The 20,802-nt window shown below is 72.4% G+C and carries 17 protein-coding genes and 2 tRNA genes; 11 read left to right on the forward strand and 8 right to left on the reverse strand.

Annotation, left to right across the window (positions count from 1 at the left end; translation table 11 throughout):
* Positions 1-59: 59 nt before the first annotated feature.
* Entirely contained in the window at positions 60-458 is a 399-nt protein-coding gene (locus M1R94_RS05770) for a YccF domain-containing protein (protein WP_249380720.1), read from the forward strand.
* Between the two features lie 8 nt (positions 459-466).
* Here the strand turns inward: M1R94_RS05770 and ybaK are convergent, their stop codons facing one another.
* Together ybaK and M1R94_RS05780 are read right to left on the reverse strand one after the other, a co-directional pair.
* Positions 467-964 carry a Cys-tRNA(Pro) deacylase gene (gene ybaK, locus M1R94_RS05775; protein ID WP_249380721.1) on the reverse strand — a complete coding sequence of 166 codons (498 nt, stop codon included), beginning with the start codon at positions 962-964 and terminating at the stop codon, positions 467-469.
* 32 nt (positions 965-996) lie between these two features.
* Positions 997-3,612 carry a DEAD/DEAH box helicase gene (locus M1R94_RS05780; protein ID WP_249380722.1) on the reverse strand — a complete coding sequence of 872 codons (2,616 nt, stop codon included), beginning with the start codon at positions 3,610-3,612 and terminating at the stop codon, positions 997-999.
* Positions 3,613-3,723: 111 nt separating this feature from the next.
* Here M1R94_RS05780 and M1R94_RS05785 point away from each other — a divergent pair, with 111 nt between their 5' ends.
* On the forward strand, positions 3,724-6,285 hold the full coding sequence (locus tag M1R94_RS05785; protein WP_249380723.1) for a bifunctional diguanylate cyclase/phosphodiesterase: 2,562 nt from the start codon (positions 3,724-3,726) through the stop codon (positions 6,283-6,285).
* 28 nt (positions 6,286-6,313) lie between these two features.
* On the opposite strand, the gene M1R94_RS05790 is transcribed toward M1R94_RS05785, so the two are convergent.
* Together M1R94_RS05790 and M1R94_RS05795 are read right to left on the reverse strand one after the other, a co-directional pair.
* On the reverse strand, positions 6,314-7,342 hold the full coding sequence (locus M1R94_RS05790) for a S66 family peptidase (RefSeq protein ID WP_249380724.1): 1,029 nt from the start codon (positions 7,340-7,342) through the stop codon (positions 6,314-6,316).
* A 43-nt stretch (positions 7,343-7,385) separates the two neighbouring features.
* Positions 7,386-8,279 (reverse strand): 3-methyladenine DNA glycosylase, encoded by an 894-nt coding sequence (locus M1R94_RS05795; RefSeq protein WP_374109432.1) that lies wholly within the window; start codon positions 8,277-8,279, stop codon positions 7,386-7,388.
* 34 nt (positions 8,280-8,313) lie between these two features.
* Here M1R94_RS05795 and M1R94_RS05800 point away from each other — a divergent pair, with 34 nt between their 5' ends.
* Genes M1R94_RS05800 through M1R94_RS05810 form a run of 3 tightly spaced genes read left to right on the forward strand, consistent with a single transcriptional unit; the run spans position 8,314 to position 10,408 of the window.
* On the forward strand, positions 8,314-9,000 hold the full coding sequence (locus tag M1R94_RS05800; protein WP_249380725.1) for a pyridoxine/pyridoxamine 5'-phosphate oxidase: 687 nt from the start codon (positions 8,314-8,316) through the stop codon (positions 8,998-9,000).
* 29 nt (positions 9,001-9,029) lie between these two features.
* Positions 9,030-9,542, forward strand: a complete 513-nt coding sequence (rnhA, locus tag M1R94_RS05805) for a ribonuclease HI (protein WP_465245961.1) — start codon at positions 9,030-9,032, stop codon at positions 9,540-9,542.
* Between the two features lie 53 nt (positions 9,543-9,595).
* Positions 9,596-10,408: a methyltransferase domain-containing protein gene (locus M1R94_RS05810; RefSeq protein WP_249380726.1), complete on the forward strand. Its 813-nt coding sequence runs from the start codon at positions 9,596-9,598 to the stop codon at positions 10,406-10,408.
* Positions 10,409-10,450: 42 nt separating this feature from the next.
* On the opposite strand, the gene M1R94_RS05815 is transcribed toward M1R94_RS05810, so the two are convergent.
* Both M1R94_RS05815 and M1R94_RS05820 read right to left on the reverse strand, forming a co-directional pair.
* Positions 10,451-11,500 (reverse strand): heparan-alpha-glucosaminide N-acetyltransferase domain-containing protein, encoded by a 1,050-nt coding sequence (locus tag M1R94_RS05815; protein ID WP_249380727.1) that lies wholly within the window; start codon positions 11,498-11,500, stop codon positions 10,451-10,453.
* 33 nt (positions 11,501-11,533) lie between these two features.
* The gene (locus M1R94_RS05820) at positions 11,534-12,880 is read right to left on the reverse strand and encodes a putative bifunctional diguanylate cyclase/phosphodiesterase (protein WP_249380728.1); all 1,347 of its coding nucleotides are present in this window, start codon (positions 12,878-12,880) and stop codon (positions 11,534-11,536) included.
* Positions 12,881-13,006: 126 nt separating this feature from the next.
* On the opposite strand from M1R94_RS05820, the gene M1R94_RS05825 reads away from it, so the two are divergent.
* From M1R94_RS05825 to M1R94_RS05835, 3 genes are read left to right on the forward strand one after another with little or no spacing between them, the layout of a single operon-like run.
* The gene (locus tag M1R94_RS05825; protein ID WP_249380729.1) at positions 13,007-13,789 is read left to right on the forward strand and encodes a fumarylacetoacetate hydrolase family protein; all 783 of its coding nucleotides are present in this window, start codon (positions 13,007-13,009) and stop codon (positions 13,787-13,789) included.
* 52 nt (positions 13,790-13,841) lie between these two features.
* Positions 13,842-15,371 carry a glutamate--tRNA ligase gene (gltX, locus tag M1R94_RS05830; protein WP_249380730.1) on the forward strand — a complete coding sequence of 510 codons (1,530 nt, stop codon included), beginning with the start codon at positions 13,842-13,844 and terminating at the stop codon, positions 15,369-15,371.
* A gap of 38 nt (positions 15,372-15,409) precedes the next feature.
* Positions 15,410-16,153 carry an HAD family hydrolase gene (locus M1R94_RS05835; protein ID WP_249380731.1) on the forward strand — a complete coding sequence of 248 codons (744 nt, stop codon included), beginning with the start codon at positions 15,410-15,412 and terminating at the stop codon, positions 16,151-16,153.
* Here M1R94_RS05835 and M1R94_RS05840 read toward each other — a convergent pair.
* Positions 16,135-17,988 (reverse strand): gamma-glutamyltransferase family protein, encoded by a 1,854-nt coding sequence (locus M1R94_RS05840; protein ID WP_465245962.1) that lies wholly within the window; start codon positions 17,986-17,988, stop codon positions 16,135-16,137. The genes M1R94_RS05835 and M1R94_RS05840 overlap by 19 nt on opposite strands.
* 160 nt (positions 17,989-18,148) lie before the next feature.
* Between M1R94_RS05840 and M1R94_RS05845 the strand changes: the two genes are divergently transcribed.
* Positions 18,149-18,220, forward strand: a tRNA-Gln gene (locus M1R94_RS05845).
* Positions 18,221-18,326: 106 nt separating this feature from the next.
* Positions 18,327-18,399: transfer RNA gene (locus tag M1R94_RS05850), tRNA-Glu, on the forward strand.
* A 91-nt stretch (positions 18,400-18,490) separates the two neighbouring features.
* Here M1R94_RS05850 and M1R94_RS05855 read toward each other — a convergent pair.
* A complete protein-coding gene (locus M1R94_RS05855) occupies positions 18,491-19,210 on the reverse strand; it encodes an IclR family transcriptional regulator (RefSeq protein WP_249380732.1) in 720 nt (239 codons plus the stop codon).
* A gap of 94 nt (positions 19,211-19,304) precedes the next feature.
* On the opposite strand from M1R94_RS05855, the gene leuC reads away from it, so the two are divergent.
* Complete coding sequence (gene leuC, locus M1R94_RS05860) at positions 19,305-20,759, forward strand: 3-isopropylmalate dehydratase large subunit (protein WP_249380733.1); 1,455 nt, start codon at positions 19,305-19,307, stop codon at positions 20,757-20,759.
* Positions 20,760-20,802: the final 43 nt, after the last annotated feature.

A 20,802-nucleotide genomic window follows, 5' to 3' on the forward strand; every position in this document is an offset into this window, starting at 1 on the left:
GTACGGGTCAGGGTGGTCCCGGATACCGCCGCCGCCCGGACCCGGGCACAGTGGACCGTGTGAAGACCCTCCTGAACCTCATCTGGCTCGTGTTCGCCGGCTTCTGGCTCGCCCTGGGCTACGTGGTGGCCGGCATCATCTGCTGCATCCTCATCGTGACGATCCCGTTCGGCATCGCCTCGTTCCGCATCGCGAGCTACGTGCTGTGGCCCTTCGGCCGCACGGTGGTCGACAAGCCCACCGCGGGTGCCTGGTCCACGATCGGCAACGTCATCTGGGTGGTCGTCGCGGGGGTCTGGCTGGCGATCGGGCACGTCGTGACGGCGATCCCGCTCTTCATCTCGATCATCGGGATCCCGATGGGCATCGCGAACCTCAAGCTCATCCCCGTCTCGTTGCTGCCGCTGGGCAAGGAGATCGTCACGACCGACCGTGCCTTCGCCGCCTACGGGCGCTGAACGGCCGGTCAGTCACGGCCGATCGGCGCCACCCTCGCGCTGGTGAGGCGCACGAGGTCCTCTCCGGAGAGCTCGACGTCCAGGCCCCGGCGACCTCCCGAGACGAAGACCGTGTCGAAGAGCCACACGGTCTCGTCGACCACCGTGGGATGGGGATGGCGCTGACCCAGGGGCGAGATGCCGCCGACCACGTAGCCGGTCGCCCGCTCGGCCGCGGACCGCTCGGCCATGGTGGCCCTCTTGCCGCCCACCGCGTGGGCCAGTGCCTTGAGGTCGAGCGTGCCGGTGACCGGCACGACCGCCACCGTGAGCACGCCGTCGACCACGGTCATCAGGGTCTTGAAGACCTGCTCCGCCGGGACGCCCAGCACGCCGGCCGCCTCCAGCCCGTAGCCGACGTCGTTGCTCGCGTCGTGGTCGTACCGGTGCACGCTGTGCTCGACCCCCGCTGCCGCGAGAGCCACGAGTGCCGGCGTCGCCGAAGGGACCAGCTGTCTCCTGCCCACGGCAGAACCCTACGACGGGCCGACGCGACGGGTCAGAGCCGGCCCGCGCCGACGACCCGCAGCACCACGGTCCCCGCGGCGTCGCTCGCGGCCAGGTCGACCACCGCGTCGATGCGCCAGTCGTGGTCGCCGGCGGGGTCGTCGAGCACCTGCCGGACCTCCCAGACCTCGCCCGAGGCCAGCGCCCGCTCGGTCACCTGGTGCAACGCGGGTCCGCGGGCCGCCGGGCCGGTGCCGATATCGGTGTGGTCGTCGAAGTAGGGGTCGAGGGCGTCGGCCCACCGGTCGGTGTCCCAGGGGGCGTCGTCGGGGTCGAGGTCCCCCAGCGCCGCCAGGGCCCCCCAGCGCTCGCGGGCAGCGAGCTCGACCCGACGGAAGAGCGCGTTGCGGACCAGGACCCGGAAGGCGCGGCGGTTGGCGGTGATCGGCGGGGGTGCGTCGTCGGGCGTGTCCTGCCCTGCGGCGACCGCAGCCTCCAGGGCCTGCGGGTCAGCCAGGCGCTCCCACTCGTCCAGCAGGCTCGAGTCGGTTCCTCGGACCAGCTCGCCGAGCCACTCCACGAGGTCCTCGAGCTCCTCGTCGCGTCGTTCGGCCGGCACCGTCTGCCGCAGCGCACGGTAGGCGTCGGCGAGGTAGCGCAGCAGCACGCCCTCGGTGCGCTCCAGGCCGTAGAAGGACACGTACTCGGTGAAGGTCATCGCGCGCTCGTGCAGGTCGCGGACCACGGACTTGGGGGACAGCTCGTGGTCGGCGACCCACGGGTTGGTCTGCTTGTAGATCGCGAACGTGGCCTCGAGCACCTCCGCGAGCGGACGCGGGTAGGTGATGTCCTCGAGCGCCGCCATCCGCTCGTCGTAGTCGTAGCCCTCGGCCTTCATCGCACCGATCGCCTCGCCGCGGGCCTTCTTCTCCTGGGCGTAGAGGACCTGGCGGGGGTCGTCCAGGGTCGACTCGATGACCGACAGGACGTCCAGGGCGTACGACGGTGCCTCGCGGTCCAGGATGTCCAGGGCCGCGTAGGCGAAAGGGGACAACGCCTGGTTCAACGCGAAGTCGTGCGGGACGTCGACCGTGAGCCGCACGGTGCGTCCGTTGCCGTCCGGGCGGGGAACCCGCTCGACCACCCCGGCGGTGCGCAGCGACCGGTAGACGTTGACGGCCTGGCGCACGTGACGCCCGCGCGCCGCCTCGGGCTCGTGGTTGTCGGTGAGGAGGTGCGTCATCGCCTCGATCGGGTCGCCCGGTCGGGCCAGCACGTTGAGCACCATCGCGTGGCTCACCGCGAAGCTCGAGGTCAACGGCTCGGGAGGCGCGTCCCGCAGCCGCTCGAACGTCTTGTCGGTCCAGTTCACGGCACCCTCGGGCGCCTTCTTGCGAACGATCTTCTTGATCTTCTTGGGGTCGTCCCCGGCCTTGGCGAGCAGCTTGCGGTTCTCGATCACGTGGTCCGGGGCCATCACGATGACCTCGCCGACGGTGTCGAAGCCGGCTCGACCCGCGCGTCCGGCGATCTGGTGGAACTCCCGGGCCGAGAGGTGACGCATCCGCACCCCGTCGTACTTGACCAGGGAGGTCAGCACCACCGTGCGGATCGGGACGTTGATCCCCACCCCCAGCGTGTCGGTGCCGCAGACCACGGTCAGCAGACCCCGCTGGGTGAGCCGTTCGACGACCCGCCGGTACCGGGGCAGCATCCCGGCGTGATGGATCCCCACGCCGTGACGCAGCAGACGCGAGAGCGTCTTGCCGAACCCGGTGCCGAACCGGAACGCACCGAGCTCGTCGGCGATCTCGTCCCGACGGGTGCGCGAGGCGACGGTCGTGGACAGCAGCGCCTGGGCCCGCTCGACAGCCGCGGCCTGGGTGAAGTGCACCAGGTACACCGGTGAGCGACGGGTCGAGACGAGCTCCTCGACCAGCTCGTGCAGGGGCTCCACCGCATAGCTGTAGGTCAACGGCACAGGGCGTTCGGTGTTGGTCACCGTCGCGACAGCACGACCGCTGCGGCGCTCGAGGTCCTCGGCGAAGAAGCCCACCTCGCCGAGGGTCGCGGACATCAGCAGGAACTGGGTCCGTGGCAGCTCCAGGAGCGGGACCTGCCACGCCCACCCGCGCTGCGGGTCGGCGTAGAAGTGGAACTCGTCCATGACGACCTGACCGACGGCGTCCACCCCCGGCACGGCGGGGTCGTCGACGTGGTCGGGCGCCTCGGCGGTGCCCTCACCGGTCCGCAGCGCGATGTTGGCCAGGATCTCGGCGGTGCAGCAGACGATCGGTGCACCGGGGTTGACGCTGCTGTCCCCGGTCATCATCCCGACGTTGTGCGAGCCAAAGGCCGCGACCAGGGCGAAGAACTTCTCGCTCACCAGCGCCTTGAGCGGCGCGGTGTAGTAGGTGCGACGCCCCTGCGCCAGGGCGACGAAGTGCGCTGCGGTGGCGACCAGGGACTTCCCCGAGCCGGTGGGCGTGGAGAGGATCACGTGCGAGCCGGTCACGAGCTCGAGCAGCGCGTCCTGCTGCGCGGGGTACAGCTCGAGCCCCTGGTCCGCAGCCCAGCCGACGAAGGCCTCGTACAGCGAGTCCGGGTCGGGTCGTGCGGGGATGCGCTCGGCGAGGTTCCGGCTCGGGTCGATCGGCTGTGTGGTCATCTCGGCCATCCTCCCAGGTCTGCCGGCCCGCGATCCCTTGATCGTGCCCGATGTCGGTCGATAGGTCGGCCGTGCCCGGTGGGTGCCGAACCACCAGAGGGGGACGAGCGGGTGCTCACGCACGACTGGGCGCGCAGCGGACGCTACGCGGTCGCCTTCACGGTGATGGTCGTCCTCGGCCGGCTGATGCGCACCGAGCCCGCGAGCCTGTCGTTGGTGTGGCCGGCGGCCGGTGTGGCCCTGATGTGGCTCACGGGCTCGGCCTCGCGCCGCGCCCGTCTCCTGGACGGCTCGCTGATGCTGGTCATCGCGACGGTCGCCGCCGTCGCGACCGGGGCGCCTGCCAGCACGGCCTTCGTCCTGTCCTCCTCGACCCTGGGCGGGGCAGCGTGCGCCGGGCTGGTCCACCGGCGTGGGCGTGAGGGTGCCCCGACCCTGGCCAGCGTCCAGGACGGCCTGCGGCTGCTGCTCGCCTCGCTCGTCGCCGGTCTGTCCAGCGCCCTGGTCGTGGCCGTGGCCTCGCTCGTGGTCCGGGACGTCGACCTGCTCGCCTACACGCTCCTGCTGGTCGTGCGCGCCGTGCTGGGCTCGCTGATCGTCGGTGCGGTCGTGCTGACCTGGCGCTCGGGTCGTCCACGGCGCGGGGCACGTCGGGGGTGGGCCGGCGAGGTGGTGCTCGAGGGAGCGGTCACGGCGGTGGTCCTCACGGCGATCTTCGCGGTGGCGGACGGCGTGCCGCTGGCCTTCGCCGCGATCCCGGTCACGCTGTGGGTCGCCCTCCGCTCGGACGTGCTGCGGTCGGCGGTGCACGTGACCGTGGCCGGGACCCTCGTCGTGGCGTTCACGCTGACCGGCTCGGGTCCCTTCCTCGACTGGCCGGTGACCACCGCCTTCCTGCTCGCCCAGGGCTTCATCGCCGTGGTGGCCCTGACCGGACTGGGGCTGGCCCTGGTCCAGGCCGAACGGCTCGCCGCCGCGCAGGACGCCCGCTCGGCGGCCGACCGGCTGCGGAGCACCATCGACAGCGCACTCATCGCTCACCTGACCGTGCACCGCACCCCCGCCGGGCCTGTGCTGGGCCGGGTGAACCCGGCGGCCACGACCTTCCTCCGACGCTCGGCGCACGAGCTGACCGGGCGGCCCTGGCTCGAGCTCGTCGCCCCCTCGCACCGTGCGGTCGTGCTGGCCGGCCTCACGTCGCTGGGCGCGGACGACACGTGGCAGGCCGAGGTCCTGCACGTCCTGGACGACGGCTCCGAGCACTGGGCCCAGGTCTCGGCCGCTCCGATGGCGGGTGACGCCGCGCCGGACGGATGGTTGACCGTCCAGCTGCTCGACGTCACCTCACGCAAGGAGGTCGAGGACCGTCTGGCGCACATGGCGCTGCACGACGACCTGACCGGGCTCGCGAACCGCATCCTGCTCCAGGACCGCATCGAGCAGGCCCTGCTGGCCTCACGGGGGCCGGGCACCGAGGTCGCACTGATCTTCTTCGACCTCGACCACTTCAAGACCGTCAACGACTCCCTGGGGCACGCCGCGGGCGACCTGATGCTGCTGACGATCGCCGAACGACTGCGCGGCTGCGCGCGGGCCGGGGACACCGTCGCGCGCATCGGTGGTGACGAGTTCGTCGTGTGCTGCCCCGGTGTGCGCAGCGACGCCGAGGCCCAGGAGGTCGCCGACCGGATGCTGGAGGTCGTCGCGCACGACATCGAGGTCGGGGGTCGGCTCGTCACGGTGACGGTCAGCGGTGGCCTGACGCTGTCCGGTCCGGGCAGCAGCGCGAGTGACCTGCTGCGGGAGTCGGACGCTGCGATGTACGAGGCCAAGGCCAAGGGACGCAGTCGCATCGAGCGGTTCGCCGACCGCCTCACGGCTCAGGCCGACCGCCACCTCGAGCTCGACGAGGCCCTGCGGGTCGCCCTGCGCGAGGACCAGTTCGTGCTGCACTTCCAGCCGATCGTGCAGATGGCCACGGGACGCACCGTGGGGCTCGAGGCCCTGGTGCGCTGGGACCACCCGGACCGTGGGCTGCTGGCCCCGGGGGAGTGGCTCGACGTCGCGGAGAACACCGACCTCATCATCGGTCTGGGTCGATGGGTCCTGGAGCAGGCGTGCCGCGAGGGGGCCGCTCAGGTCGCCGCCGGGCGCGACCTCACGATGCACGTCAACGTCTCGGCCCGCCAGCTGCGCGAGGCGGGCATGGTCTCCACGACACGGGAGGCGCTGGCTGCGAGCGGGCTGCCCGCGTGCCGGCTCGTGCTCGAGCTCACCGAGACCCACCTGCTGGACGTGCACCACAGCCTGACCCGCGACCTGCAGCGGTTGCGTGACCTCGGCGTGCGGCTCGCGGTCGACGACTTCGGCACCGGGTACAGCTCGTTGCAGCAGCTCGTCGAGCTCCCGATCGACGCCCTCAAGATCGACCGGTCCTTCGTCGACCGGATGGTCGGTGACCAGCGGTCCGCGGCCGTCGTGCAGGGCATCCTCGGCATGGCGGCGGCGCTGGGTCTTGACGTGGTGGCCGAGGGTGTCGAGACCTCCGCCCAGCGCACCGCCCTCCTGCGGGCCGGCTGCACGGTGGCCCAGGGATACCTGTGGTCCCGTCCAGCGCCCGTCGTCGAGCTCGCCCTCGACCGGCGGGGCCGCCACGAGGTCGGCGCTGCCTGACGCCCGCCGCGTGTCGCCCCAGGGCCGCTCAGGCCAAGGTCTGCCGGACAGCGCCCCCGTCGATCGACCACGACACCGTGGCCAGGGCACCGTTGACCAGGGCGAGGTGCGGCGGCACGTGGCCGCACTCGACGTCGCCCACGATCGGCAGCCCGAGACCTCCCAGCGCGTCCATGACTGCCTCGCGCTGCGACAGGGACGGGGCACCCGGGGCGCGGGTGCGTGCGACGAGTACGCCGTGGGCCTGGTCGAACCACCCGGCCAGGCGCATCCCGTGCAGTCGCCGGGCGATGTCGAAGGACGGCGCCTCAGCGGCCTCCAGGTACACGACCAGTCCCTCGGGCGCGTGGTCGCGAGCGAACGCGGGGACGTCACCGAACGGTGTGCCGACCAGGTTGGAGAGCGTCTCGATGCAGCCGCCGACGAGCCGACCGCTCACCGTGACCTCGTCCTCGCCGTCGAAGCGCGTCCAGGTCCCCGGGGTGTCCAGCGTGAACGTGTCGACCGTCGGGTGCGTGGCGTAGTCGTCGAAGCCTTCGGCGCGGTACGCAGGTGCAGGACCCTGGTCGATGCTGGACCCCGACGGTGCCTGCACGACGTCGAGCCACGAGACCAGCGGCGGTGGGACGGTGTACGGCGTGTCCATCAGGTTCTGGCCGTGGACCGTGGCGACCCCGGTGCGCAGGGTCAGCGGGGTGATCAGCGTCGAGATGTCGGAGAACCCGACCATCCAGGTCGGCCGCGCGCGCGCGATCGCGTCCCAGTCGAGCAGGTCGAGCAGGTCGATGGCCGTCTCTCCGCCCCACGGCGGCACCACGGCACGGATCGTGGGGTCCACGAGCATCGCGGTCAGCTCGGCGGCGCGTTCGCGGGCGGGTGCGCTGACGTGCCCGAGCCCGTCCATGCACGCGCCGACCACGACGTCGAAACCCTGGTCGCGCAGGGCTCGCACGCTGACCTCGAGTCGCTCGCGCAGCGGTGGCGCCACACCGCTCGACGGTGCGGTGACACCGATGCGGTCGCCGGGTGCCAGGGGGTCGGGGTAGCGGATCGTCATGGAGCACCTCCGGGTCGCTGTCGGCTGTCGGCAGGGGACGAGGTCAGGCGAGGACCGTCTCGCACACCTCGACGAGGTGTTGCCGCAGCGGGACGGTCCGCTCGGCGAAGCCTCGTTGGCGGGTCACGTACTCGGCCCGCCCCCGTGGTGTCTCGATCCTCACCGCGGGTGCTCCCAGGGTCGAGACGTCGTAGGGCGAGGCCTGCATGTCCAGGGTCCGGATGTCGCGGGCCAGCTCGAAGCAGTCCAGGAGCAGGTCGCCGGGGACGGCGGGACCCAGCTTCAGGGCCCACTTGAGGCAGTCCATGTTCGCGTGCAGGCACCCGGGCTGCTCCATCGCGACCTGGGTGGCCCGGGTGGGCTGCAACCGGTTGAGGGCGACGGCCTGCGGGGTGAAGAAGCGGAAGGCGTCGACGTGGCTGCACCGCACGGGGTGGGACTCGACGACCGCGTCGGTGCCCTCGCGACCGAGCCGCAGCGGCAGGTCGTGGCGGCGCCGGGCGTCGTCCTGCCGGTAGACCATGGCCCACTCGTGCAGACCGAGGCAGCCCGCGAAGGCCGGGCGCGACGCGGTCGCGACGAGCAGGTCCCGGATGTAACGCACGGTCGGGCCACGGTCGGTCAGGAAGGCGGTGACGTCGAGCCCGACGGCGCCGTCGTCCCCCGTCGCGTACCAGCGCCACGAGGCGTGCTCACCCGGCCCGGGGGCCAGCATCGCACCGACCCCGGGGTGCCAGCGCCGCAGCCTGCCGGGCGTGACTCCGTAGTAGTCGTAGAGGAAGTCGTCGATCGGGTGCGAGGCCCCGGCGGCACGGCGCTCGCGACGGCTCACCGTCAACGCGTCCGCGCGCTCGGCGTGACGCCGGGCGCGCTCGGTCCAGTCCTGCACCTCCAGGACGGGGCGGGTCGCCGCCGCCCCGCGGGCGCGTTCGGTCACCAGGTCATCGTAGGCGCGTGGGTAGGGTCGGTCGGTGGACCAGGACGAGGAGACGACCATGGGTGACCGGCTCACGATGCGTACGCGACTTCGGCGGATGCCCGCCCTTGCCGGCGACCTGCCCTCCTTCGTCCCCGAGGCGCTGCCCCCCGACCCCGTCGACCTGTTCCTCTCCTGGTTCGAGCAGGCGGTCGACGCCGGGGTCCCCGAGCCGCACGCGGTGACCCTGGCCACGGCCGGGGCGGACGGCGCCCCGAGCTCGCGCGTGGTGGTGCTCAAGGACGTGCGTGAGGGTGCCTTCGAGTTCGCCACCGACCGGCGCAGCCGCAAGGCCCGTGACCTGGACGTCAACCCCCGGGGCGCGCTCTCCTTCTACTGGCAGCCGCAGGGGCGCCAGGTGCGCGTGGCCGGGCCGGTACGGGCCCTCGACGCGGTGCTCTCGGCGCAGGACTACCTCGCCAGGTCGCCGGCCTCACGGGCGGCGGCTCTGGCCACTTGTCCGGGTGAGCGGCTGGGCAGCGCCACCGAGCTCGCGGAGGCGATCGAGCGGGCGCGCGAACGGGTCGATGCCGAGCCGGGTCTGGTGCTGCCCGAGTGGGTGGTCTACTCGCTGGTCCCGGACGAGGTCGAGCTGTGGCAGGGCAGCCCGACCCGTGCCCATGTGCGCGTGCTCTACCGCCGGGACGGGCAGGGATGGACGCATCGGCTCGAGTGGCCGTGAGCGCACCGCCCCGCCGTAGGGTGGGCGCCATGCCTGCGCAGCCCGACCTCGTACCCGCCGGGACCGATCCGGGTGCAACCGCTGTCCCGGTCGTGCAGATGTGGACCGACGGGGCGTGCAAGGGCAACCCGGGGGTGGGTGGCTGGGGGGCGTGGATGCGCGCGGGGGACCACGAGCGCGAGGTCTTCGGCGGTGAGCCGGTCACCACGAACAACCGGATGGAGCTGACCGCGGTCATCGAGGGCCTGCGCGCCCTGACCCGTCCGTGCGCCGTGACCCTGCACGTGGACTCCACGTACGTGATGAAGGGCATGAGCACCTGGTTGGCGGGGTGGAAGCGTAACGGGTGGCTCACCGGTGACAAGAAGCCGGTCAAGAACAAGGAGCTGTGGCAGGCCCTGGAGATCGAGGTCGCGCGGCACGCCGTGACGTGGGTGTGGGTCAAGGGCCACTCGGGAGACATCGGCAACGAGCGGGCCGACGATCTCGCCAACCGCGGCGTCGAGGTGGCGCGGCAGGCACCTCCGTCGACCGCTGGGTGAGACATCCCGTCTTGGAACTTGATACGCGCCTCCAGGTGCGGGTTACTGGCACCGTGACCCCCCAGGACGTCTACACGCACGGTCATCACGAGAGCGTGCTGCGCTCGCACCGGTGGCGTACCGCCGAGAACTCTGCGGCCTACCTGCTGCCGGTGCTGCAGGCCGGGCAGCGGCTCCTGGACGTCGGCTGCGGCCCGGGCACGGTCACGGTGGACCTCGCCGCGATGGTCGCGCCCGGTGAGGCGGTGGGGCTGGACCGGTCCGAGGCCGTGATCGAGGTCGCCCGCGAGTCGGCCCTCGCGGCGGGCGTCGCCAACGTCACCTTCCGGCACGGGGACGTCTACGCCCTGCCCTTCCCCGACGCCGCCTTCGACGTCGTGCACGCCCACCAGGTGCTCCAGCACCTCTCGGACCCCGTCGCCGCGCTGCGCGAGATGCGCCGCGTGACCCGACCGGGGGGAGTGGTCGCGGTCCGTGACGCCGACTACGCGGCGATGACCTGGTACCCGCCGTCGAGCGGCCTGGAGGAGTGGCTCGCCCTCTACCACGAGGTGACGGCCGCGAACGGGGCCGAGGCCGACGCCGGAAGGCGTCTGCTGTCGTGGGTGCGCGAGGCGGGGTTCGACCCGGCCGGCATCACACCCAGCGCGGGGGTGTGGTGCTACGCGACACCTGAGGACCGCGCCTGGTGGGCCTCGCTGTGGGCAGACCGGGTGACCTCCTCGGACTTCGGCGCACAGGCGCTCGCGACGGGTCTGGCCGACGACGTCGCCCTGGAGACCCTCGCCGAGGCGTGGCGCACCTGGGGTGAGAGCCTCGACGGATGGTTCTCGATCGTCCACGGCGAGATCCTCGCGAGGGTCTGAGGCCGGACCTCGACGGATCGGACCGGTCGAGGAGCGCCGGTCTCAGCGCCGCGCGTCGCTGGGTTCGGGCTCGGTGGGCACCAGGGCGTGCGCGAGCGCCCCGGAGCCCGCGTGCAGCGCGCGTTCGAGCGGCCCTCGTCCCAGCGTGAGCCGCCAGGCGGTGGCCGCCGCGAGCGTGACGAGCACGAAGGTCGCCAGCCGGAGGTTGCTCGGGTCCCACACCGCGTCCTCGCCGATGATCGCGATCGCCACGAGGTGCGAGCAGTACGCGGTCAGGGCCAGGGCTCCGGTAGCGGCCAGCGGCGCCAGCAGGCGAGGTGCGCGCGCGGTCACGGCCAGGCAGGTGGCCAGCACGAGCAGCGCCACCCCGATGTTCCCCACGACCTCGGGGCCGGTGCTCGAGTGCGGCTCGGAGGTGAGCAGGTCGCGTGCCGCAGATCCTGGCGGCAGGACGCGCCTCGCGACGGCTGCGGTCCCGTAGCCCAGGACGACGCACAGCGCCCCTGCTCCGGCCAGGCGGCGACCCACCTCCGGGGACCGGAGGTCGGTGCGCCCGACGGCCAGGCCGACCAGCAGGTAGGCGATCCAGACGGCTGCCGGGTAGTAGTCACCGACCAGGACGTCGACGTGCTGACCGGCCTCCCGGGGGTCGCCCAGTGCGACCTGCGCGAGCCGGACCACGGGTGGGCCGACGACCACCACGACGCCGGCGATCAGCAGCAGCGTGCGTGGAGGCAGCCGCAGCAGTCCTGCGGTGACCGCGAACATCACCGCGTAGGCGGGCAGGATCACCACCACGGGGGTGTCCAGGGCGATCAGCAGCGCGCCCAGGGGCCACAGCGCCACCGCGCGTGCCACGATCCTGACCCGGGCTTGGCGCAGCGCCGCTCCGTCGACGGGCGTCCGGCCTCCGCTCAGCAGCGCTGCCGACACCCCGGCCAGCAGGGCGAAGGTGGCGGCCGACCGGCCGTCAGCGACCTGGAGCCAGCCGGTGCGTGTCCAGAACTCCTCGTCGCTCGCCCCGAGGTGTGCGGCGAACATGCCGAGCACGGCCAGCCCGCGGGCGACGTCGATCCCGACCACTCGTTCCACCGTCGCAGCGTACGGCGCACGCAGGGGGGCCGGTCAGGCGATCGCGGCGTCCTCGAGCGCGCCGCACTGCTCGGGGATGCCGCGCGACGACCAGGCCGAGGCGTCCAGGGCGACGTCGCGCACGGCCACCGGACGAGCCAGGAGGAAGCCGGCAGCCGCGTCGCACCCGGTGCTCTGGAGGCGGGCGAGCTGCTGCTGGGTCTCGACCCCCTCGGCGATGACCTCGGCGCCGAGCCCCTTGGCGAGGGTGACGATGCCGTTGACCACGGCGTCACCGGTGGTCGACCCGAGCTCGTTGACGAAGGAGCGGTCGATCTTGATCACATCGACGGGGAACCGGACCAGGCGGGCCAGCGAGCTGTACCCCGTGCCGAAGTCGTCGATCGCGATCTGGACGCCGAGGTCCTCGATCCGCCGCAGCTCGGCCGCGGCCTCGTTCTGGGCGGCCAGGGCCGACTCGGTCACCTCGATGCCGAAGCGGTGCGGTGCGAGCCCGACCCTGACCAGCTCGGACTGCAGGAAGGTGGCCAGCCCGGCCTGCGAGAGCTGGCGTGGGGAGACGTTGACCCAGACGGTGAACCCGGGGATCGGCGCCCACAGGGCCGCCTGGTCCATGGCCGTGCGGATCACCCATGAGCCGAGCGGCTCGATCAGCCCGGTCTCCTCGGCCATCGTGATGACCTCGAGGGGCGGGATGACGCCGCGCTGCGGGTGGTGCCAGCGCAGCAGGGCCTCGACCCCGATCACGGCTCCCGTCCCCAGGTCGAAGGCCGTCTGGTAGTGCAGCTGGAGCTGGGCCGAGTCGAGCGCCGACCGCAGGTCTCCCTCGAGGGAGGCCTGGCCCATCCGTGTCTCGAGATCCGCGTCGAGCTCCTCGGCGAACCACATCGTGCGGTTGCGCCCCGCCAGCTTGGCGTGGTGCAGCGCGAGGCCAGCGTGACGCATCAGCGTGTCCACGGCAGACGCGGGCTCGGTGAGGGCCAGCCCGAGGCTGACCGTGACGACCACGTCGCGACCGGGCGCGCTGATCGGCTCGGCCATCGTCGCGGTGACCGCGGCGGCGAGGAGCTCGACCTCCTCGCGGGTCGTGCCGAACAGGGCGAGAAGGAACTCGTCGCCCCCGATGCGGCCGGCCACGCAGGCGCCCCCCGTCAGCTCCGCCAACCGGGAGCCGAGGGTGGACAGCACGAGGTCGCCGACGGTGTGGCCCAGGGTGTCGTTGATCAGCGCGAACCGGTCCACGTCGACCACGACGGCGCCGACCGTCCGGTCGGGGTGCGCCTCGAGCTCGGCGGCGAGCAGCTCGGTGAGGGCATGACGTGAGGTGAGCCCCGTGAGGGCGTCATGATGAGCTCGCGCGCTCGCGAAGGTGTCCTGCATCCGGCTGACCTGCTTCCCGTACCGTCCTGGCGGGGCTGATGTCGGCACATCCATGTGCACTCACAGTCCTATCGGCACCTCTGGCGGCGACATGAGTCCGGTCCGGGATGCGAATACCCTGGCCCGATGCGCATCGCCAGGTTCACCACCGGAGACGACCCCCGCTACGCCCTCGTGGACGGTGAGCCGGGGAACGAGCACCTCACCGTCCTGACCGGGGACCCGATCTACACCCCGGTGCAGCCGACGGGGGAGCGGGTCGCGCTGACCGACGAGGTCCGGCTCCTGGCCCCGGTCATCCCGCGGTCCAAGATCATCGGCGTGGGACGCAACTACGTCGACCACGCCGCCGAGATGGGTAACGAGGTGCCGACCAGCCCGCTGCTCTTCCTCAAGCCCAACACCTCGGTCATCGGACCGGACGACCCGATCGTCCTGCCGACGTGGACCGAGGACGTGCACCACGAGGCCGAGCTCGCCGTGATCATCGGCAAGGTCACCAAGGACGTCTCGGTGGCGCGGGCGCTGGACCAGGTCTTCGGCTTCACCGTCGCCAACGACATCACCGCACGCGACGTGCAGCGTGCCGACAACCAGTGGACGCGCGCCAAGGGATTCGACGGGTCGTGCCCGATCGGCCCCTGGGTCGTGCCCGGGCTCGACGTCGACGACCTGCGGGTCACCGCCAGGGTGAACGGGCAGGCGCGGCAGGACGGCCGGACGTCCCAGATGGTCTTCGACGTCGCGACGCTGATCTCGTACATCTCCGAGGTGTTCACCCTGCTCCCGGGGGACGTCATCCTCACCGGCACCCCGGCCGGCGTGGGACCGGTCGTGCACGGAGACGTGGTCGAGGTCGAGGTCGAGGAGATCGGCGTGCTGCGCAACCCGGTCCTGCGCCGGGCCTGAGACCCGGGCCGCGCGGCCCGGCGTGCGGTCGCGCGGATAGGCTGGCCGGACCATGCCAGAGAACCTCACACCCCTGTCCGACGTCCGCCCCGCAGCCTCGGGGGTCCGGGTGCGCTTCTGCCCCTCCCCGACCGGGACGCCCCACGTGGGGCTGATCCGGACCGCACTGTTCAACTGGGCGTACGCACGCCACACGGGTGGCACCTTCGTGTTCCGGATCGAGGACACCGACGCCGCGCGGGACAGCGAGGAGAGCTATCAGCAGCTGCTCGAGGCGCTGCGGTGGCTGGGGCTGGACTGGGACGAAGGGGTCGAGGTCGGTGGGCCGCACGAGCCGTACCGGCAGTCCCAGCGGATGGATCGCTACGCCGACGTCGCGCGTCGTCTGCTCGAGGCCGGTCACGCCTACGAGTCCTACTCGACCCCCGAGGAGGTCGAGGCGCGTCACCGGGCGGCCGGACGTGACCCCAAGCTCGGCTACGACGGCTTCGACCGGGACCTCACCGACGCCCAGCGCCAGGCCTTCCGGGCCGAGGGCCGCGAGCCGGTGCTGCGCGTCCGGATGCCGCAGGACGACGTCGTCTTCACCGACCTCATCCGTGGCGAGCTGTCCTTCCAGGGCGGCTCGGTGCCCGACTTCGTCATCGTGCGCGGCAACGGCCAGCCGCTCTACACGCTGACCAACCCTGTCGACGACGCCCTGATGGGCATCACGCACGTGCTGCGCGGCGAGGACCTGCTCTCCTCGACCCCGCGCCAGGTCGTCCTGTACCGCGCGCTCATGGACATCGGCGTGGCCGAGGTCGAGCCGGTCTACGGACACCTGCCCTACGTCATGGGCGAGGGCAACAAGAAGCTCTCCAAGCGCGACCCTGAGTCCAACCTCTTCCTGCACCGTGACCGGGGCTTCACCCCCGAGGGGTTGCTCAACTACCTCTCGCTGCTCGGCTGGGGCATCGGACCGGACCGCGACATCTTCACCGTCGACGAGCTGGTCGAGGCCTTCGACGTGGTGGACGTCAACCCCAACCCCGCCCGCTTCGACGTCAAGAAGGCCGAGGCGATCAACGGCGCGCACGTCCGCATGCTCGCGCCCGAGGACTTCCGTGCGCGTCTGGTGCCGTACCTGCACACGGCCGGCCTGGTCTCGGCACCGTCCTACGACGGTCTGCGGGACGACGAGCGCGCCGTGCTGGACGCCGGGGCTCCGTTGGCGCAGGAGCGGATGACCCTGCTGGGGGAGTGCGTGGGGATGCTCGGGTTCCTCTTCGTGACCGACGAGGACCTCGTCGTCGAGGAGGACGCGCTCAAGGGTCTGCGGGACGGTGCGACCGAGGTCCTGGACGCGGCGAGGACCGCGCTCGAGCCCATCGCGTCCGGCGACTTCACCACCGCGGCCACCCAGGCGGCGCTGACGGTCGCCCTGGTCGAAGGGCTCGGGCTCAAGCCCCGGCTGGCGTACACCCCGTTGCGCACGGCCGTCTCAGGGCGCCGTGTGTCGCCGCCCCTCTTCGAGTCGCTCGAGATCCTCGGCAAGGAGTCGACCCTGGCCCGCATCGCGTCCCTGCGCGCGAGCCTGTGAGCTGGCCCTTGTCGCCGGGCTCGGATCAGGTCGACGGTGTGCTCTTCGACATCGACGACACCCTGGTCGACACGCGTGCCGCCTTCGGCCGCGCACTGGAGGCCGTCGCCGGCCGCTACCTGCCCGACCTCGGGGAGGACGAGCACGGACAGGTGCTGGCGACCTGGCGGGCCGACCGGGACGGCCACTACGCGCGGTACACCCGGGGCGAGATCGACTACCGCTCGCAGCGGATGGCCCGGGCGAACGCCCTGCACGCGGCGTTCGGCGGGCCGGTGCTCGACGACACCGCCTACGACGCCTGGGACGTGCTCTTCGAGCAGGGTTTCTCCGCCGCGTGGTCGGCCCACGCCGAGGCGTCGCAGGTCGTCGACGACCTGACGGCGGCGGGGTTCGTGGTCGGGGCGCTGTCCAACGCTGCGGTGGCGTACCAGTCGAGCAAGCTCGAGAGGGTCGGTCTGATCGACCGGGTGCCGATGCTGGTCGGTGTCGACACCCTGGGTGTGGGCAAGCCCGACCCGCGGGTGTTCCGCGAGGCGTGCCGGCTCCTGGGCACCAGCCCGGGCAGGACGGCCTACGTCGGGGACGAGCTCGACGTCGATGCGGTCGCAGCGGTGCGGGCTGGGCTGGTGGGCATCTGGGTCGACCGTCCCGGGCCGCGCAGGGTGCCCGTGCCGCAGGGCGCGGTCACCGAGGCCCGGCGCGCCGGGGTGCACGTCATCGGCTCCCTGGGCGAGCTCCCGGCGCTGCTGGGGCAGGTGGCTCAGCGACCCACCGCGTAGGCCTGCATCCCTCGGGGGGTCGCCGCTGCGCGCAGCATCCCGTCGGGTCGGACCCCCACCGCGGTGAGCCGGCCGAGCGACCACGGCCCGGTCGTCGTGACGCGGTGCCCACGCCGTCGGAGGTCCTGCAGGACGCTCGCCCCGAGCCGCTCCTCGGCGTGCAGGCCGAGCAGCTCGATCTCGCGCGGGTCGAAGGACGAGACCAGGTGGGTGGTGTGCCACGTCGGGGCGTCGATGGCCTGCTGCAGGTCCATCCCGAACACCAGGTGGTTGAGCAGGAAGGGCAGCTGCCACTGGTCCTGCTGGTCACCGCCCGGGGTCCCGCAGGCCAGCACGGCGACCCCGTCGCGCAGCACGAGGGTGGGGCTGAGGGTGGTGCGCGGCCGTCGGTGCGGGCCGACCGAGTTGGGCAGCCCGGGCTCGAGCCAGAACATCTGGGCACGGGTCGACAGGGCCATGCCCAGCGACCCGACCAGCGGTGAGCTCTGGAGCCAGCCGCCGCTGGGGGTGACCGAGACGATGTTCCCGGCGGCGTCCACCACGTCCAGGTGGCACGTGTCGCCGCGCACGGTGCCGTCAGCGCCGGTGGGCAGGTCGGCGTCGGTGGCGAACGTGGGCTCACCCGTCCCGGCGGCGGCCGGGCGGGCGCCCGGACCACCGTGGCCGTCCTCGCGTCGCAGCCGTGCGATCTCGGCGGTGACGCGGAGCGGCAGCCGGGGTGGACGGCCGGCCGGGCTGCCGGGGCGCAGCGTGCCCGAGGCGGTCGGGGTGACGAGGTCACCGCGCACACGGGCGTAGTCGGCGGACAGCAGCGCGGCGAGTGGCACGTCGGTGTGGTCCGGGTCGCCGTACCAGGCGTCGCGGTCGGCGTAGGCGAGCTTGGCGTTCTCGACGACGGTGTGGACCAGCTCGGCCGAGCCGGGTCGGGTGTCCTGCAGGTCCGTGCCTCGCAGGACGGCGAGCTGCTGCAGGAGGGCCGGCCCCTGGCCCCACGGGCCGGTCTTGGCCACGGTGCACCCCGCGATGTCGATCGTCGCGGGGGGCTCCTCACGGACCCTCCACGCCGTGAGGTCGTCTCCGGTGAGCAGACCGCGGTGCGGCCGACCGGAGGAGTCCATCACCTCCTGGGCGCAGAACCGGTCGATCTCCTCGGCGACGAAGCCCTCGTAGAAGGCCGCGCGTGCCGCCTCGATCTGGTGCTCTCGGCGGGGGCCCGCCGCCTGCGCCTCGACCACGATCCGTTCGAGGGTGGTCGCGAGCGCCTCGTTGCGGAGCCGCTCGCCGGCTGTGGGCACCTGCCCGCCGGGGAGGTAGACCGCGGCCGACGTCGGCCAGTGGCGCTCCAGGTGGTCCGCGACCCGGTCGATCGTCGCCGCTGCCTGGGCGAGCAGGGGGTGCCCGTGCCGGGCGTACCCGATCGCGTAGGCCATGACGTCGGCGACGTACCAGGTCCCGTAGCGGGCGAGAAGGTCCATCCAGGTCGCGAAGGCGCCCGGCACGACGGCGGCCAGCAGGCCCGTCCCGGGGATCAGGTCGAGGCCCAGGGCGGCGAAGGCCTCGGGGGTCGCGGACGCAGGGGCGGTGCCCTGGCCGCAGAGGACGAACGGCTGGTCGGAGCCCGCCACGCACCCGATCACCGGGACGTCGCCGCCGAGGCCGTTGAGGTGCGGCTCGACCACGTGCAGGACCAGGCCGGCCGCGACCGCGGCGTCGAAGGCGTTGCCGCCCGCCTCGAGCACGGCCATCCCGGACTGGGAGGCGAGCCAGTGGGTCGAGGAGACCATGGCGTGGGTGCCGAGGAGCTCGGGTCGGGTGGTGACGGGTGGGGGGCTCACAGGCCTCAGGCTGCCACGGCCGGGCGCTCGGGTGCTGGTTTGGTTCCACCGGCCCGCTCAGGTAGTGTTCCCCGGCGGTACGACGTCCGTCTGCGGTCGCTCGAGAAGGCCCTTCGTGGGGCCTGGCGAGAGCGCGACGCGGGGGAGGCGGAATACCCCATGGGGTATGGTGTAATTGGCAGCACGAGTGATTCTGGTTCACTTAGTCTAGGTTCGAGTCCTGGTACCCCAGCGCGATCTGGTCCCACGAGCGCCGGTGTCACCGGTGGTCAGCGGCACGGTGAGCATGCTGTAGCATTTCTGCGGTCGATCCCCCTGACGGGGGAGAGACGGTCCAGGCCCCCATCGTCTAGAGGCCTAGGACGCCGCCCTCTCACGGCGGTAACAGGGGTTCGAATCCCCTTGGGGGTACAGAAGAAGGCCCGGTCACCTCACGGTGACCGGGCCTTCGTGCGTCGGTGTCCCTCAGGGGGCGCCGACCGCCTTCACGGCCGGCGACATCTCACTCGCTGGTACGCCGCAGCACCTCGGTCAGCCGGTTCGCCGCGGCGACGACGGCGCCGGCGTGCAGCCGCCCGGGCTGGCGGCTGAGCCGCTCGACCGGGCCGGAGATCGACACGGCGGCGACCACCCGGCCGGACGGCCCCCGGACCGGCGCGGACACCGAGGCGACGCCGGCCTCACGCTCGGACACCGACTGGGCCCAGCCCCGACGCCGGACCCCCGACAGGATCGTCGCCGTGAAGCGGGCACCCTGCAGGCCACGGTGCAGCCTGTCCGGCTCCTCCCACGCGAGCAGGATCTGTGCCGCCGAACCGGCCTGCATCGTCAGCGTCGCGCCCACCGGGATGGAGTCGCGCAACCCGATCGGGCGCTCGGCGGCAGCGACGCAGATGCGCTGGTCGCCCTGGCGCCGGTAGAGCTGGGCGCTCTCCCCGGTGTGGTCCCGCAGGGCGGTGAGCACGGGGTTCGCCGCGGCGAGCAGGCGGTCCTCGCCGGCCGCGGTGCTGAGCTCGGAGAGCCGGGGGCCGAGCACGAAGCGCCCCTGCATGTCGCGCGCCACGAGACGGTGGTGCTCGAGGGCGACCGCGAGCCGGTGGGCGGTGGGCCGGGCGAGGTGGGTCGCTGCCACGAGCTGTGCGAGGGTGGCAGGGCCGGCCTCCAGCGCGCTGAGAACCGAGGCGGCCTTGTCCAGAACGCCGACTCCGCTAGAGTTGTCCATAGGTCGATATTGCCGTCTCGTTGACTGAGACGCAACCTCGCCGCCCCAACTGGTCCGCCCGGACGCCCGGGAAGCACGTGAGAGGAAGCATCACATGGCCGGCACGCTGGCAGAGAAGGTATGGGACGCGCACATCGTGCGACGTGGCACCGACGGGGCTCCCGACCTCCTCTACATCGACCTGCACCTGGTGCACGAGGTCACCAGCCCGCAGGCCTTCGAGGGGCTGCGTCTGGCCGGTCGTCCCGTGCGACGACCCGACCTCACCATCGCCACCGAGGACCACAACACCCCGACCCTGGACATCGACCGGCCCATCGCCGACCTCACCAGTCGCACCCAGATCCAGACCCTGCGCAACAACGCGGTCGAGTTCGGCGTCCGGCTGCACTCCCTGGGAGACGCCGACCAGGGGATCGTCCACCAGGTCGGTCCCCAGCTGGGCCTCACCATGCCGGGGCTGACCGTGGTGTGCGGCGACTCCCACACCTCGACCCACGGTGCGTTCGGCGCGCTCGCCTTCGGCATCGGGACGAGCGAGGTCGAGCACGTGCTGGCCACCCAGACGCTCCCGCTCGCGCCGTTCAAGACCATGGCGATCACCGTTGACGGGACGCTTCCCCCGGGCACCACGTCCAAGGACATCATCCTGGCGATCATCGCCAAGATCGGCACCGGCGGCGGGCAGGGCTACGTGCTCGAGTACCGCGGCGAGGCGATCCGTGCGCTGTCCATGGAAGCGCGGATGACCATCTGCAACATGTCCATCGAGGCCGGCGCCCGGGCGGGGATGATCGCCCCCGACGAGACCACCTTCGAGTACCTGCAGGGTCGCCCGCACGCCCCCGAGGGGGCCGACTGGGACGAGGCCGTCGAGTACTGGCGCACGCTGCGCACCGACGACGACGCCGTCTTCGACGCCGAGGTGGTGCTGGGTGCCTCGGACCTCGAGCCGTTCGTCACCTGGGGCACCAACCCCGGCCAGGGGCTGCCGCTCTCGGCGAACGTCCCCGTCCCGGAGCAGATCGCCGACGAGGGCGAGCGTCAGGCCGCCGAGCGGGCCCTGGAGTACATGGGTCTGACGCCGGGCATGCCGCTGCGCGACATCGCCGTGGACACCGTCTTCATCGGCTCGTGCACCAACGGCCGCATCGAGGACCTCCGTTCGGTCGCCAAGCTCATCCAGGGGCGCCGCAAGGCCGACTCGCTCCGGGTCCTGGTCGTGCCGTCCTCGGCGCGCGTGCGGCTGCAGGCCGAGGCCGAGGGGCTCGACCGGATCTTCCTCGACTTCGGCGCCGAGTGGCGCAACGCGGGATGCTCGATGTGCCTGGGCATGAACCCCGACCAGCTCGCCCCCGGCGAGCGCAGCGCCTCGACCTCCAACCGCAACTTCGAGGGTCGGCAGGGGAAGGGCGGACGCACCCACCTCGTCTCGCCGCTCGTCGCGGCCGCGACGGCGATCCGTGGCACCCTCTCCTCGGTCGCCGACCTGGGACCCGACGTCGTCGCCCCTGACGGGAGCCCGTTGGACACCCTGCAGGACGCCTGACCCACCCGCCTGACGGACCGGCAGGTGTGCGCCTGCGCCGGGT

Source organism: Actinotalea alkalitolerans, assembly GCF_023369855.1.
GTDB lineage: Bacteria > Actinomycetota > Actinomycetes > Actinomycetales > Cellulomonadaceae > Actinotalea.